General features: G+C 41.4%; 14 protein-coding genes. 11 read left to right on the top strand and 3 right to left on the bottom strand.

The window, feature by feature from the left end; all coding sequences use genetic code 11:
- Positions 1 to 30 precede the first annotated feature (30 nt).
- The 3 genes from nrdF to nrdH form a co-directional block, all read right to left on the bottom strand.
- The gene (nrdF, locus tag IGJ01_RS03515) at positions 31 to 996 is read right to left on the bottom strand and encodes a class 1b ribonucleoside-diphosphate reductase subunit beta (protein WP_005225180.1); all 966 of its coding nucleotides are present in this window, start codon (positions 994 to 996) and stop codon (positions 31 to 33) included.
- Between the two features lie 97 nt (positions 997 to 1,093).
- Complete coding sequence (gene nrdE, locus IGJ01_RS03520) at positions 1,094 to 3,253, bottom strand: class 1b ribonucleoside-diphosphate reductase subunit alpha (RefSeq protein WP_008377092.1); 2,160 nt, start codon at positions 3,251 to 3,253, stop codon at positions 1,094 to 1,096.
- A 97-nt stretch (positions 3,254 to 3,350) separates the two neighbouring features.
- Complete coding sequence (gene nrdH, locus IGJ01_RS03525) at positions 3,351 to 3,575, bottom strand: glutaredoxin-like protein NrdH (protein ID WP_005225182.1); 225 nt, start codon at positions 3,573 to 3,575, stop codon at positions 3,351 to 3,353.
- A gap of 356 nt (positions 3,576 to 3,931) precedes the next feature.
- Here nrdH and IGJ01_RS03530 point away from each other — a divergent pair, with 356 nt between their 5' ends.
- The 11 genes from IGJ01_RS03530 (at position 3,932) to IGJ01_RS03580 (ending at position 15,517) form a co-directional block, all read left to right on the top strand.
- The gene (locus tag IGJ01_RS03530) at positions 3,932 to 4,399 is read left to right on the top strand and encodes a FeoA family protein (RefSeq protein WP_005237467.1); all 468 of its coding nucleotides are present in this window, start codon (positions 3,932 to 3,934) and stop codon (positions 4,397 to 4,399) included.
- Positions 4,399 to 6,537 (top strand): ferrous iron transport protein B, encoded by a 2,139-nt coding sequence (feoB, locus tag IGJ01_RS03535; RefSeq protein WP_430601409.1) that lies wholly within the window; start codon positions 4,399 to 4,401, stop codon positions 6,535 to 6,537. The genes IGJ01_RS03530 and feoB overlap by 1 nt, the downstream gene beginning before the upstream one ends.
- Positions 6,534 to 6,665, top strand: a complete 132-nt coding sequence (locus IGJ01_RS03540) for a hypothetical protein (protein ID WP_005237465.1) — start codon at positions 6,534 to 6,536, stop codon at positions 6,663 to 6,665. The genes feoB and IGJ01_RS03540 overlap by 4 nt, the downstream gene beginning before the upstream one ends.
- Before the next feature lie 434 nt (positions 6,666 to 7,099).
- Complete coding sequence (locus tag IGJ01_RS03545; RefSeq protein WP_086333041.1) at positions 7,100 to 7,546, top strand: PTS sugar transporter subunit IIA; 447 nt, start codon at positions 7,100 to 7,102, stop codon at positions 7,544 to 7,546.
- 1 nt (position 7,547) lies between these two features.
- Positions 7,548 to 7,913: a PTS sugar transporter subunit IIB gene (locus tag IGJ01_RS03550; RefSeq protein WP_005237463.1), complete on the top strand. Its 366-nt coding sequence runs from the start codon at positions 7,548 to 7,550 to the stop codon at positions 7,911 to 7,913.
- A gap of 25 nt (positions 7,914 to 7,938) precedes the next feature.
- Positions 7,939 to 9,225, top strand: a complete 1,287-nt coding sequence (locus IGJ01_RS03555; protein WP_016610457.1) for a PTS ascorbate transporter subunit IIC — start codon at positions 7,939 to 7,941, stop codon at positions 9,223 to 9,225.
- Positions 9,226 to 9,249: 24 nt separating this feature from the next.
- Entirely contained in the window at positions 9,250 to 9,915 is a 666-nt protein-coding gene (locus tag IGJ01_RS03560) for an SIS domain-containing protein (RefSeq protein WP_005237461.1), read from the top strand.
- A complete protein-coding gene (gene dapA, locus IGJ01_RS03565) occupies positions 9,912 to 10,817 on the top strand; it encodes a 4-hydroxy-tetrahydrodipicolinate synthase (protein ID WP_016611964.1) in 906 nt (301 codons plus the stop codon). Before IGJ01_RS03560 ends, dapA begins: the two co-directional genes overlap by 4 nt.
- Positions 10,818 to 10,840: 23 nt before the next feature.
- Positions 10,841 to 12,943 (top strand): BglG family transcription antiterminator, encoded by a 2,103-nt coding sequence (locus tag IGJ01_RS03570; RefSeq protein WP_430601410.1) that lies wholly within the window; start codon positions 10,841 to 10,843, stop codon positions 12,941 to 12,943.
- 436 nt (positions 12,944 to 13,379) lie between these two features.
- The gene (locus IGJ01_RS03575; RefSeq protein WP_430601411.1) at positions 13,380 to 14,669 is read left to right on the top strand and encodes a CapA family protein; all 1,290 of its coding nucleotides are present in this window, start codon (positions 13,380 to 13,382) and stop codon (positions 14,667 to 14,669) included.
- A 233-nt stretch (positions 14,670 to 14,902) separates the two neighbouring features.
- The gene (locus IGJ01_RS03580) at positions 14,903 to 15,517 is read left to right on the top strand and encodes a hypothetical protein (protein WP_005237455.1); all 615 of its coding nucleotides are present in this window, start codon (positions 14,903 to 14,905) and stop codon (positions 15,515 to 15,517) included.
- Positions 15,518 to 15,634: the final 117 nt, after the last annotated feature.

Below are 15,634 nucleotides of genomic sequence, written 5' to 3' on the forward strand. Positions count from 1 at the left end.
CGAGAAACAAGGTGTTTATTTGTAAGCAAATCAATCAAGTCCGATGAAGTAGTCATCGTCTTTCATCGCTTCAACGGAACCAAGCAGATACCCGTTCCCAACTTGTGAGAAGAAGTCGTGATTGCTGGTACCAGTTGAAATACCGTTCATGACGATTGGATTGACATCGTTGGCGGTGTCTGGGAAAAGCGGGTCTTGTCCTAGATTCATCAAAGCCTTATTGGCATTGTAACGCAAGAAGGTTTTGACTTCCTCGGTCCAGCCGATCTCATCGTATAATTCTTCGGTATAACGCTCTTCGTTTTCATACAACTCATACAACAAGTCGTACATCCAGTCTTTCAGCTTTTGCTGTTCGTCTTCTGGTAATTCGTTGAAACCTAATTGGAATTTGTAGCCGATATACGTGCCATGAACGGATTCGTCACGAATGATCAATTTGATGATCTCCGCTACGTTCGCTAGTTTGTTATTACCTAAGTAGTAAAGGGGTGTATAGAAACCTGAATAGAATAAGAAGGTCTCTAGAAACACACTGGCGATTTTTTTCTCTAGCGGTGTCCCATTTTTGTAAATCTCATTGATTCGTTCGGCTTTCTTTTGTAAGTAAGGATTGGTATTGGTCCATTCAAAAATATCGGCGATCTCCGCTTTTGTATTCAAGGTGCTGAAAATCGATGAATAGCTTTTTGCATGGACAGATTCCATAAATTGGATGTTGTTCAAGACCGCTTCTTCATGTGGGGTGCGGACATCTTTACGCAGTTGATCCATACCGCTTTCTGATTGAACGGTATCTAATAAGGTCAAGCCGCCAAAGACGTAGCCCACCGTCGTTTTTTCTAATGGTGATAGCGTCCGCCAATCATCAAGGTCATTTGATAAAGGGATCCGCGTATCTAACCAGAATTGCTCTGTTAATTTTTCCCAAGTGGATTTATCGATGATATCTTCGATCTCATTCCAGTTGATTGCTTCATAGTAAGTCTTACCCATAGTCGGTTCCTCCAATAATCGTATCAAGACAACAGCCGACCCGCTCTCAATAGAGAGCAGGGGCAGGCTATTGGTTCGTTTTCAGGCAAAAGTTGGATTAGATGACACAGCTTTCACATTGGTTGCTGCCGATCTCTTCTGCATCATCTGTAAAGGTCCGTACATAGTAGATCGATTTGATCCCTTTGTGGAAAGCATAGTGACGCAAGATGTTCAAATCACGGGTGGTTTGTTTTGTCGTTTCTTTCCATTCGTAAAGACCTTCTGGAATATCTGAACGCATAAACAAGGTCATACTCATCCCTTGATCGACGTGTTTTTGAGCAGTTGCGTAAACATCGATCACTTTGCGCATATCCATATCGTAGGCTGATTTGTAGTAGCCGATCGTCTCATTGCTCAAGTAAGGTGCTGGATAATAGATCTTGCCGATTTTCTTTTCTTGGCGTTCTTCGATCATCCGAGTGATCGGGTGGATGCTGGCACTCGTATCATTGATATAAGAGATCGAACCATTTGGTGCAACGGCTAAGCGGTTTTGGTGATACAAGCCGGTTTCTTTGACGGTTTGTGCCAAGGCTGCCCAATCTTCACCAGTTGGTAAAAAGACGCCTTCAAACAATGCTTTGACTTTTTCCGATTTTGGTTGGTAGTCACCTTGGATATAATCAGTGAAGTAGCTGCCATCTGCATAAGCTGATTTTTCAAAGTTATGGAAAACTTCGCCTTTTTCTTTGGCGATGGCATTGCTTTCAACCAATGTCCAATAGTTCAACAACATGAAATAAAGATCAGTAAATTCAAGGGATTCTGGTGAACCGTATTCCATTTGATTTTTTGCAAAATAGGTATGCAAGCCCATTGCGCCTAAACCGATCGTGTGGTTCAAGGCATTCCCATTTTGGATCGATGGTACCACGTCAATGTCAGACGCATCAGTAACGAAGGTCAAGGCACGAGTCATTGCTCGAACAGATTTCCCAAAGTCAGGGCTGTCCATCAGGTTCACGATATTGGTGGAACCTAAGTTACAGCTGATATCTGTTCCTAAAACCTCGTATTCTTGCTTGCCGTTGATCTCAGATGGTGCTTGAACTTGAAGGATCTCGGAACAAAGATTACTCATGATGATCTTGCCATCGATTGGGTTGCTGCGGTTTGCTGTATCGATATTAATGATATAAGGATAACCAGATTCTTGTTGCAATTTAGAAATTTCATTTTCTAAATCGCGAGCTCTGATTTTAGTCTTGCGAATCCGTGGATTCATGACTAAGTTGTCGTATTCCTTGGTGATATCGACATAAGAAAATGGTACGCCATATTCTTTTTCGACACTGTACGGACTAAAGAGATACATCTCTTCATTTTTACGCGTCAATTCGTAAAATTTGTCAGGTACGATCACACCTAATGATAAGGTTTTGACACGGATTTTTTCATCTGCATTTTCTTTTTTCGCTGATAAAAAGCTGATGATGTCTGGGTGGAAGACGTTCAAGTAGACCACACCAGCCCCTTGCCGTTGACCCAATTGGTTTGAATAGCTGAAGCTATCTTCAAACAATTTCATTACAGGCATCACACCACTTGCTGCACCTTCGTAGCCTTTGATAGGCGCGCCAGCTTCCCGCAAGTTTGATAATGTGATCCCGACACCGCCGCCGATCCGTGAAAGTTGCAGCGCGGAGTTGATCCCACGACCGATCGCGTTCATGTCATCAGTGATTTGGATCAAGAAACAAGAAACTAATTCACCGCGACGTTTGCGTCCTGCGTTCAAGAAAGAAGGGGTTGCTGGTTGGTAACGTTGGTAGATCATTTCATCTGCCAAGCTCATGGCTAACTCTTCATTCCCATCCGCAAAGTAAAGGGCGTTGAACGCCACCCGATCTTCGTAACGCTCAAGATACGCGGTACCATCATTCGTTTTTAATGCATATTGTGAATAAAACTTGTAAGCAGCCATAAATGATTTGAAAGTAAAGTGTTGCTCATCTAAGAATTGATACAAGTCCTCAATAAAAGCAGGACGGTACTTTTTGATAAATTCTTCTTCTAAATAATCATTTTCAATCAAATAATTGATTTTGTCCATTGCAGTCGCAAAGGTTAAGGTATTTGGTTCAACGTTTTCTTTAAAGAATGCCGCTAGGGCTTCTTTGTCTTTATTTAATGGAATTTGACCATCTACTGGACGGTTGATCTCATTATTCAATTTGAAATAACTGACATCTTTGATTTCTTTCAAGCTCATAAATGGCTAACCTCTTTTCTTGTTTTGTTCGTATAAAAAAGGACTTGCGGTCTGGACGACTGACAAATCCCTCAAAAGCATCACATTGAGAAAAATCTTAGCTCGCTAATTGACGTAGTTGATCTGGACGGAAACCGATGATCGTTTGCGCATCAGAGGTAATGACTGGCACACTTTGAAATCCTTGTTCTTTCAAAAATTCTAATGCTTCAGGCTCATTATCGATATTGATTTCTTCAAAGGCAATCTGATTTTCACTTAAAAAGCGTTTCGCCATTTTACATTGCATGCAGTTGTTTTTAGAAAATAGTTTGATATTCATAATTGTTTCCTCCGAGTTGTAATAGTTATAAACCTAGTATAAATAAGTCTCGGAGAAAGTCAACGAAAAAACACTATATCTTGTGCTTGTGAATTCGGCATACACAATTTATAGTGTTTCTGTGTTTTTTATGCAAATGAAAAAAGCGGAAAATACTTAGAATTACAAGGTTTTTGCGTAATTATTAGAGGGGATATGCAATCAAAATGAGTAAAAAAAATCTCTATTGTGAAGGAAGATTCAAAGTTAAGTCGAAAACAGATTGACTTCCTATGGAAATGGCTCTATTATAATGATAATCATTCTCAATTAAAGTAGGTTAATTAAAAAACACTTCACAAAAGGAGTAAGAACCAATGAAAATGGCGCAAACTTGGGCTTCTGGGACATACAAAATCGACTCGTTGGCAACAACCAAAGAAATCACGGTTCATTTAAACGATCTTGGCATTCGCACGGGGGTTGAAATCGTTGTGGTGCAAAAAGATCGCAAAGGCGGCATCATTTTGCACCAAGGGACGCGGATTGCTTTAGATGCACGGGTCATGGAACAAATCGATGTCACAGAAATCCAGCAGCAAACCGTCATTACCTCTTTGGATCAGCTACAAGTCGGTGAAAGTGGGAAGGTCAACCAGATTGGTGCAAAAGGTGCTTTGCGCCGTCGTTTGATGGATATGGGTCTTACGAAAAACGTTCATTTGGAAGTAGTGAAACTGGCTCCATTGGGTGATCCAATGGAGATTCGGCTCCGCGGCTATGAATTGTCTTTGAGAAAGCAAGAAGCAGCGTTGGTTTTTATCGAAAAAGGAGTCGAAGCTTGATGACCTATCAATTTGCATTAGCAGGAAATCCCAATAGCGGGAAAACAAGTACTTTCAATCAATTGACTGGTGCCAAACAAACAGTGGGCAATTGGCCGGGTGTCACCGTAGAACGTAAAGCGGGGCGACTGCGAAAAGACCGGCACGTGCTGATCCAAGATCTGCCCGGGATCTATTCCTTGTCGCCTTATACTCCTGAAGAACTGATTTCCCGCAATTATTTGATGGAAGCATCGCTGGATGCGGTGATCAATATTATTGACGGAACTAATCTTGAGCGAAATCTGTATTTAACATTGCAATTATTAGAAATGAATGTTCCGACCGTGGCAGCCATCAACATGATCGATCTATTAAAGAAAAAAGGCTTGCAGATCAACTTCGAAAAATTGGCTTACGGATTAGGGATTCCTGTAGTGGGGATCAGTGCTTTGAAACAACGTGGTTTAGCCAAAATGATCGAGGCAGCGAAGCAAGCAGCCAACACACTACAGCTCCCTCCCCGCTACGATGCTCGTCTAGAGGCTGGCTTGACCGAGATCATGGCGATTTTGCCAGAGACGATCCCTCAGCAGCGAAAACGCTGGTTTGCCATAAAACTCTTCGAAAAAGATGAAGCGATTCAAACAATGTGTAAACTGACTGATTCCCAGCAAGCAGTCATTCAGGAGACGATTTCGATTTTAGAGATGATCTTTAAAGACAGCAGTGACGCCATTCTCGTCAATGAGCGCTATGGCTTCATTGAAGAATTGTTGGCGCTGGCAGTCATCAAGGAAACAGATCAGCACTTAGCCTTCAGCGACAAAATCGACCGCGTGTTGACCCATCGCGTATTGGCGCTACCAATTTTTGCCTTCATTATGTGGGGAATCTACTATTTATCGATTCAGACGATTGGCACGATCGGCACCGATTGGATCAATGATGTATTATTTGGCAGCTGGATACCCGAAACAGCAGCGCACTGGCTAGAACAGCTGCGGGTCGCCCAGTGGCTGCAAGAATTGATTTTGGATGGCATCGTGGCAGGGGTCGGTGCGGTCTTAGGATTTTTGCCGCAGATTTTCGTGTTGTTTTTTTGCTTGGCTATCTTGGAGGACTGTGGATACATGGCACGGGTGGCATTTGTCATGGACCGGTTGTTTCGCAAATTTGGCCTATCCGGCAAGTCGTTTATCCCCATGTTAATCGCTACAGGTTGCGGCGTGCCGGGGGTGATGGCAAGCCGAACGATTGAAAACGAAAAGGATCGTCGGTTGACGGTGATGGTCACGACCTTTATGCCTTGTTCTGCCAAATTGCCGATCATTGCATTGATTTCGGGTGCCTTTTTCCCTCATTATAGTTGGGTCGCACCATCGGCCTATTTTGTCGGCATGGGCGCTGTGATTTTTTCAGGGATCGTCTTGAAAAAAACGCCGCTTTTTGCAGGTGATCTGGCACCATTCATTATGGAACTGCCAGCGTATCATTTGCCGCAGCTCACAACGATTTTGAAAAGTGCCTGTGATCGAGCCGTTGCTTTTGTAAAAAAAGCCGGTACGATAATTTTTGTAGCTTGTATCTTTGTCTGGTTTACCTCCAGCTACAGCTTTGCCTTGCAGCGGGTCAGTGAAGACCAAAGCATTTTGGCCTTTTTCGGTCGACTTTTGGCGCCCCTCTTCGCTCCCCTAGGCTGGGGAACTTGGCGAGGCGCCGTGGCGACGATCACTGGCTTGGTGGCCAAAGAAAATGTGATCGGCACATTCGGGATTCTCTACGGACAAACCGGTGAGTTGTCAGAAAGTGGGACGGAGATTTGGCAAGTGTTGCGCGGCGATTACACTGCTGTGGCGGCATACTCTTTCCTCGTCTTTAATTTACTATGTGCCCCCTGTTTTGCTGCCATCGGTGCGATTCACCGTGAAATGGGGGACAGCAAGTGGACGTGGTTAGCCATTGGCTATCAATGCGGCTTGGCGTACTGCGCCAGTTTTCTGGTCTACCAATTCGGACACGTCATCTTTGAAGGCGGACACCTCACGCTAGGTGTTTTTGCGGCAATAGTCATTGCTGGTCTATTAGTATTTGCTCTGGTGAAGAAACCATTCCGAGGGAGTGCGCCCTTGATCCAAGTCGTAGGAGGCGAAAAATGATTGCTACAGTAATTCTAAGCGGACTGATTTTTGGCTATGGCGGTCGTGTGGTGTACCGCATGGTGAAAAAGGATCATTGTTCTGATTGCCACAGCAGTTGTCCCGTGAAGCATGAGGAAGCAAAGTAGAAAATAGCGGTTGTAAGTAAAAATTCGTGTGAAAACACCTACGGGTAGAAATACAATTGAAACGGTAGATCTATAGCCATGAATAGAGTGTTTGCTTTAAGAAGTTCTTAGTTTATTTAAGAGCTTCTTTTTTTTATTGTGGGTGCAAGCAAAAGATCTGTCCATTTTTGGTTCATTTTTTCCTTGATAGAATAAGTTTTGTGAACTGCTCAAGAAGGTTATCGAGAAAAACTGGAGGCTATCAAAAAAAATAGGCAGTATTCCTGGTCTTTTTGAGAAGAGCAGTTCACTTAATCTGGAAGCGTGTACAAATATGTGGTCGCAAATCGTCTATTCAGGTCAGAACTTTTCACTTATAGTGTGTGTATAGGAATTATCTCGAGAAATTCTTTTACTAAAACCTAAAGAAATTTTTTTAGAAAGGAAATCGTCGTTTGCAAACTACATTATTAACAAAAGAAAACATTTTACTTCAGCAAGACAGTACCAGTTGGCAAGAAGCAATCAAAAAAGCTGCCCAGCCGTTATTGAGGAATGGCAGTGTTTCAAAACAGTATGTCGAAGCGATGATTCAATCCGTCTTAGATGCCGGGCCGTATATCGTGCTTATGCCTGGGTTTGCTTTGGCCCATGCCCGATCAGAAGATGGGGTTTGTCGTTTAGGACTAAGTGCGATGACCTTAAATACCCCCATCTCATTTGGTTCGCCCAATGATCCAGTTAAAGTCATTTTCTGTTTGGCAGCGATAGACCCGACCAGTCATTTGGAACTGATGGGTGAGTTAGCAGAGGTTTTAGCAAGGGACAATATCATTGATCGTTTAGCAAATGTGGAGACACCAGAAGCATTTATAAAACTATTAGAAGAAACGAGGAGTTAAGATGGGATTCTTTCAAAAAAAGAAAAATGATGCATCGATCCAATCAGATGCAAAACCTAAGGCGAGTAATGGCAAGAAATTTTTGATAGCGGTTGCATGCCGTGCTGGGATGGGGAGTTCAACGCTGCTTCACATAAAAGTAAAATCAGTGATTGAAGAAAACGGCTATCCCATTGAAACGATTCATGGAAATCTAGATGTTCTCATTGGTTTTACGGGTGATGCCTTTATGAGTATGGCAGATATCGCAGCGGAACCTGATTTTCAAAACAAACCTTATGAAGTCATAGGTATTCAAAATATTATGAGTAAAGAAGAGATCCAAGGAAAACTAGAAACATTTCTTGAAACGATGCAAACAAAATAAATTGATGGAGCGAGGAATAAATTGAATGGCAATTTTAGTAATGAACCAATTCAGAAATACTGCTGTGTTGCTAATGATTTTAGCTTTGATCGGGTTACTTGCACAAAGAAAGCCTGCGAAGGAGACCCTGAGCGGTGTCCTCAAAGTGGGCATTGGGTTTATGATTTTTAATATTGGTGGTGGTCATGTAGGAACGATTGCTGCAAATTTCGCCACGTTGTTTCAGACCGCATTTGGTGTTCAAGGGACGGTTCTGGCAGTAGAGCCTGCTACAGCGTTAGCTATGGATGTATATGGTTTTGAAATATCAATGATTATGGGGCTAGGGTTCATATTCGGATTAGTTATTGCGAAATTGACGCCTTTAAAATCAATTTTCTTAACCGGTCAGCATTATCTTTTCTTTGCTGCTGTCATTGGGTTGATTTTTATTTCGAATGGTATGCCCACTTGGGTAACAGTTATCTTTGGTTCTTTGGTACTAGGTTTTGCAGGAGCAGGGTTGCCCAAATTGGCTCAGAAATATACAGATGAGCTGACAGGTAATGCAGGGGTTGCACTAGGTCACTTTAACTTGATTTTTTACTGGTTCTCAGGTGTCATCGGCAGTGTCATTGGCGGGAAAAATTGGCAAGCAAAGAAAGAGAAAGCAGCCAATCGTGAGCTTCCTGATTTCTTCTCCGTATTCCGAGATTTTGTCTTCTCTGTTGCATTTTTCATGATTATTCTTTTCTACATTGCAACGATCGCAGCAGTTTTAAGTGGTCATATGGATGTCGTTCAAGAAATGGCTGGCAACGACTTATGGTTCTTGTATCCGTTGATTCAAGGGTTGCAATTTGCGGCGGGTATGTCTGTACTGATTTATGGTGTGCGTCAATTTATTGCTGAATTAACGGCTGCCTTCGTGGCGATCTCTGAAAAATATATCCCGGGATCAATGCCGGCAGTAGATGTTCCTGTGTTTTTCCAATATGCGCCAACCATGGTTCCTGTCGGTTTTATTACCTCGTTTATAGGTGGCTTAACAGCGACGTTTGCCATGGCTGCTATGGGTTCTCCCGTTGTACTTTTGCCAGCAGCTGGGATTGCTTTTTTCTCGGGTGGAACAATGGGTGTCTTTGGTTCAATAAGAGGCGGGTTGAAAGGGGCGATCATCGCATCCTTCTTAGGCGGTATTTTGCTGACTGCATTGCCTTTGGTGCTTTTCCCAGCTTTTTCTGAATTAGGCATCACAGACGCTGGATTTCCTCAAATCGACTACAATATTATCGGAATTTTACTAGATAAAATCTTAAAACTATTTAGTTAAACAGTATGATTAGCAAGGAGAAAGGTGGATACAATTTCTCCTTGCTATAAGGAAGGAAAATCTGTATTGAATGAAAAAAACGTTTTGTTTGAATATAGTACGAATTTAAAAGCCCAAAGCGATGCTCAATTTTATCGGCTTGAAGAAGAAGAAGTCTATCAACAGATGGTGAAGGCCAAAGAACTTATTCTCCATGCAGAAAAAAATCATAAGCGTGTTCATGTAACAGGCGTGGGAAAATGTTCCTATGTAGCAGGCTATGCAGCTTCACTTTTCTCATCTGTCGGCACGCCAACCTATTTTTTAGACACAACCGAAACTGTGCACGGATCGGCAGGACAAGTCGTGGCTGGCGATGTAGTGATTGCGATAAGTAATAGTGGGAACACCAAAGAATTAGAATATGCACTTGCTGCCTTAAAAGCCAATGGCGCTGTAATTTTAGCGGTAACAGGAAATGAAGATTCTTCCCTAGCTTCCTGTGCTGAAGTCACATTGTCTTCTTATGTTTCCCAAGAAGGGGACTCATTGAATAAACCGCCACGTTCCTCTGTGATCGCCCAAATGATCCAGCTGCAGGTTCTGTCGGTGTTGCTGCAAGAAGCAAAAGAAATCAATTTAGAAGATTACCTTAAATGGCATCCAGGGGGGAGCTTAGGAGCAACGACAAAAAAGGAGCTTACGCAATGAAAATCAGAGGAATTATACCAGCAATGGTCACACCATTAAATGAGAACGGCATCAATGAAGAGGGCACCAGAAAGCTTGTAAGGCATTTGATTGCTGGTGGTGTCCACGGGTTGTTTATTTTAGGAACCAATGGCGAATTTCATACCTTAAGCAAAGAAGAGAAAATCCAGTTTGCCAAAATCGTTGTCGATGAAGTATCGGGCAGAGTACCAGTATTTGCAGGTGCCGGAGATATCGCAACGAATAAAGTGATTGAGTTAGTAAATGAGTTTGCAAAAATCGGCGTTGATGCTGCTTCCATCATTACGCCGTATCTTTTGAAATATACCGATGAGGAGTTGATCCATCACTACCGAATGATTGCTGAGCAAACGACACTACCAATCATTTTGTACAATATTCCGCCAAATACTAGAAATTTCATCAATCGTCATGTTTTCTCGGAATTACTCAAAATTGATTCGATCATTGGGATAAAAGATTCAAGCGGTGATCTAGAAAACTTCAAGGGCTATCTTGAATTAAATCATCGAGAGGATTTCTCTTTGCTGATGGGAAGCGACTCTAAGATTTTAGAAGCATTACAGTTAGGAGCAGATGGCTCTGTGGCTTCAACCGCAAATGTTGTGACGAAAACAGATGTGTCGATCTATGAACAATTTGTAGCTGGAAACATAGAGCAAGCGCGGCAAGAACAAGCAAGTATTGATGATTTTAGAGAAGCCTGCAAATGCTCAACGATTCCGTCTGGGCTGAAATACTGTTTGCGGGCAATCGGACAGGATGTTGGGTTACCGAAACTGCCTGTTCTAGATCTTACGAAAGAAGAAAAGCAGCAGGTAGATCAAGTGCTTCAAAAATATGTACAAGCGGAAGGATTTACATTGAAAGTAGAACAGTAGGCTGCAGAAATGGGGGAACATTGATGGTAAAAATTGACTATAGGACGAGAAAGATGATGATGGCTCTGATTGAAAAACCGACCATCAGTTACGATTATCTTCAGCGGAATTATTCTATGAACCGCACTCAAATAGAGTATACCATTGATAAAATCAACCAGTTTCTATCTGCCCAAAAACTACCACTTAGCGTGAATAAGGAAAGTGTGATTCGACTGCCTGAAAAAAGCAAGGAATATTTGTTGGAGTCATTTTTACGTGAGCGTATGTTTAAGTATTATGAGATGAGTTCAAAAGAACGAGGAAAATATATCTTTTTGACGCTCTTTTACTACGAGAAAGACTATCTGTCGGTCAATCATTTTTTAGATGCGTTAAAAATCGGCAAAACAACCTTTATGAGTGATCTGCGCAAATTACAAGCGGAATTACATGGGTACGATATTTCAATCAGTTACTCGAGAAAAGAGGGGTATCACTTAGCAGGTGATGAACTGATGATTCGTTACGCTTTATTTCGAATGATTTTGGAAGATGTGACTAGCAAGGACGATGATTTTATTTACCGTTACTTTATTCATAACGAACGAATACAATTGGCGGATGAGCAGGACACCTATCTTTCTCTTCTTTTAGAAAAACATGCGATAGAGTTAGTTGAAAATAGATTGATTGAATTGAACTATATCCTTATTTTTTTATACCCAAGAATGGGCTTGAATGAATTTAATCTAAAGCCCTTTTCTAATGATCATGAGTTAGTAAAAATGAAGGAGTACCGCTTTGCTGAAGAAGTTTTAGAAAACGCAGGGGTGATGAATACTATAGAAAAGAACTATCTCTGTGGGTGGGTCCTGGGAATGGCATTAGGGAATGAAAAGGAATGGCTTCAAGGAAATTTGGTCATCATTGACTTGGTAGAAAGAATCGTCGAGCGATTTGAATTGCTTTCAGGTATTCGTTTCAAGGATAAACACTCTGTCATCAAGCAATTATATAGTCATTTTCGACCGACCTATTTCCGGATGCTGTTTCGATTACCGATCATCAATCCTATGCAGGAGAAAATTTTTGAAAAATATAATGACCTTTATCAGATCGTAAAAGAAACCTTGAGACCAATCAGTGATAGCTTTGATTCAAAGCTTCCAGATGAAGAAGTAGCCTTTTTGACAATGCACTTTGCGCTTTTGATCAGGAATTCTGAAGAATACATGGTGCAACAAAAAGTGGGGGTCGTTGTTTGCCCAAATGGTATTGGAAGCTCAGCAATCATTTACAATGAATTAAAGGAAATCTTTCCCTCTTTTATCTTATTGGGACCGATTGAAACAAGCGAACTGCATTCATTTGATCAGTCTTACGATATCATTTTTACGACAAAACCCAACTTTCAACTTTATCCGTTAAAAAAGCCGATTTTTGTAGTAAACCCGATCATGTCTTACGAGGAACGAACCCAGTTGTTTTTAGATGTCAAATTCGAAACCAGTACAAGCATCAAGCCCAATACTGTGACGATCGACGGCTTGATGCAGGTTATTCAACAATATTCAACAGTTACTAGTGAGTCAGCTCTGCGGCATCATTTAGAGAAATTTGTACAAGAGACCTGCTCGCCAACGGCATCTATCATGTCTCAAAAAGAGAAAAAGTCAAAAGAACCTGCAATGCTGTTGGATATGATGCGTCCAGAATTGATACAATTAAACAAAAAAGCCAGAACATGGGAAGAGGCCTTTTATCTCGCAGCCAATCCATTGATTGAAAGAAAGATCATCACTAGAAATTACATCGATTCGATCATTCAACAAACTAGATCAGAAGGTGCTTATATGGTGATATTCGATCAAGTTGCCTTACCGCATACGGTTCCTGAAGCAGGTGCAAAAAAACTTGGCATGGGATTGACAACATTAGAATCTGAAGTATATGTCTTAGGAACGATTCCTGTAAAGTACATCTTTACTCTTTCTGCGTTAGACAGCAAGCAGCATCTAAATGCGATGACTCAGTTTATTACCCTTATTGAATCCAAAGACTTTTTTCGAGAATTAGAAAAACATGAATGTCCGGAAACCGTTTATCACTGGTTTGCAGAGATTTTACGTACTGCTGCTGTATAAATTTTTTCGAAAAAACTGTAAGTATTATAGAATAAAGCATATACTCTTTGGTCTTTATTGAGAGAAGTGTGCGAAGGGGAGTAATTTGCCTTCATCGTTTGCTGCTGTTCATCCGAAAGCGAGGGATGTCCTCCAGAACTGTTAACAGCCGAAGAACTATCTAATGATACTAATTTATGCTGTTTGAGGTTAGTCCAGTTCTACAAGAAAGATTCACTCGGAAATCAGCTACCATAGAAGTGGAGAAACAGTTCGATCACGATCGGGCTGTTTTTTTATTCTTTAAAAAACGATCTATTAAAGGGATCTTAAATATAGTATAATTATTTAATGAAAAGATATTATTTAGTGGGATTTGTAGGAAAGGGAGCAGGGAACCTAGTTAGAACGTAAACGAAGATAGGCTTTTGATAAAGCAGAGTGAAAGGGTGAGGGCATGAGACAACAACGAAGACGGGAGCGTCAGAAACGCCAGCGGATCATTGCTGGGTTAAGTGTAGCATTATTGGCGATCACATTCGGAGTGATTTATCTAGTGATTCAAGCGACAAGCATCCCCGAACAGCGTCTTACAGCAGAATCGACAAAACCGACAAAAACAATGCAAGAATCAAGTAGTTCTATCGAAACAAAGTCAGAAGTAAAAACCATCACAGTGACAGCTAGTGGTGATATGCTTTATCATACACCTGTTTATTTAAGCGCTTACGACGGAAAGCGTTATGATTTTGACAACGATTTTGAGCAGGTCAAACCGTTGATTGCATCGGCGGACCTTGCTTTAGGTGATTTTGAAGGAACCATCAATCCTAATAAACCGCTTGGCGGTTTTCCCCTATTCAACGCCCCTATCGATGCTGTTACCAGCATCAAAGACGCGGGCTTTGATGTGATCGATCTTGCCCATAACCATATTTTAGATACGGGGATCGAAGGAATCAAAACGACGGCGGCTGCTTTTCACGACCAAGGCTTGGCAACGATTGGTGTCACGGTCGACAACAGTGGAATCCTGGTCAAAGAAGTCAACGGGATCAAAGTTGCTCTCTTGGCCTGTGCCTACGGCTTCAATGGCCTTGAAGAAAGCTTAACTCAAGCAGAGTATGACACCTTTTTGAAAGACTTGTCCCTCGATAAAGTGGAAGCAGAGATCAAAGAAGCGGAAACCTTGGCGGATATCACCATCGTGATGCCTCAGTCTGGTGTCGAGTATTCTTTAGAACCAACGGAAGAACAACAAACAGTTTATCGGAAGATGATCAATTTTGGTGCTGATATTATCTTCGGCGGCCATCCGCATGTAGCAGAACCAACCGAAATCATCGAAAAGGACGGTGAAAAGAAATTTATCATTTATTCAATGGGGAACTTATTGTCGAATCAACGTTATGAAACCGTCAATAACAACTATTGGACCGAACGCGGCGTCATTCCAGAAGTTGAGATCACCAAACAGGGAGCTCGGACCTATTTAAGTAAGATTGCCTTACATCCAACTTGGGTCTCCAAAGAGCCGATCCCTGATCGTACCTATTATGATCCAGAATACGGCGTCTTACAGGCCTTTGATTTTCAAGTTTACTTGGCCGAAGATTATCTACCGGATGGACAATACGCCAAACGTGTTCCTGAAGAAAAACGACAGCGCATAGAAACCGCCTACCATGAAATGCTGGAGCTGTTAGATTTGAAGTGGGAGCAGCAAAAAGAAAATCAAAATGACTAATAAGGCAACCTGACCAACAGGTTGCTTTTTTATTAGCTCTCGAGAAAACGAATCATGAAACGAATGGTGCTCCTTCCAACAAAACATGACAGTAGACTATCATTTATGAACAAAAAATGACACCTCAAACTGATAAAAATAAGTAATAATGTCAACATAAAGCATTCAGAAATGAGTCGGAAAGGATTCAGTAGATGATTTCTGAATAAAAGGGAAAGAAAGCAGGATGTGTCATGAGAATTATTATACTGACGAAAAATATATCATATGAGATTGATTTGCAGCGGGAGTTACAGATTTTGAGTCATGAAGTGTTCGTAGGGAAAAATACAGAAGAGGCGGAATGGTTGATAGAAAGCGCCAAATTATTTGACTGCTTATTTGTCAGTGAAACGATTGCAGATCCAGAATTTTTATTGATCAATCAGGCGTTGGCTCCTTATTATCAAAAACGAATCGTCCGTATCTTGCCAGGGAATATTGAACAAGAAGGTAGGATGGAAAAAGCTGAAAATGCCACGTACCTGAATCGCTCTTTTGTCGAGCTGAGAGAATTTTTGGCTGCACTACCACCAATTAGTCGTAAGTTAGAAAAAGCATCCGTCACGAAAGAATCCTTTCCTAAATTTCTTAGTCTGCAAGAACAGATCTTTTTTAACAATTTAGGAGAAGAGCAATTTATTAACCGAGAAGACCTGTGTTGGAAAATTTGGGGAAATGGTGGAACAAACTCGAGAAAATCTCAGTTGTCAATATTAGCGAAACGAATCAATGAAAAATTAGATGAATACGACTACACTGAAAAACGGGTTCGTACCGCTTGGGGCAAAGGCTATATCTTACAATAAAAAGAAAATTGTGTGATCAAAAGAGCATCGAAGCCTTATTTCTCACGAATAGACCTCTTTGTAGCTTCGACTGCTTTTCAGGTAGAAACGACTCTGTTTTCAAATTGAGTCGTTTTT

Source organism: Enterococcus sp. AZ089 (assembly GCF_050547225.1).
Lineage (GTDB): Bacteria > Bacillota > Bacilli > Lactobacillales > Enterococcaceae > Enterococcus_D > Enterococcus_D entomosocium.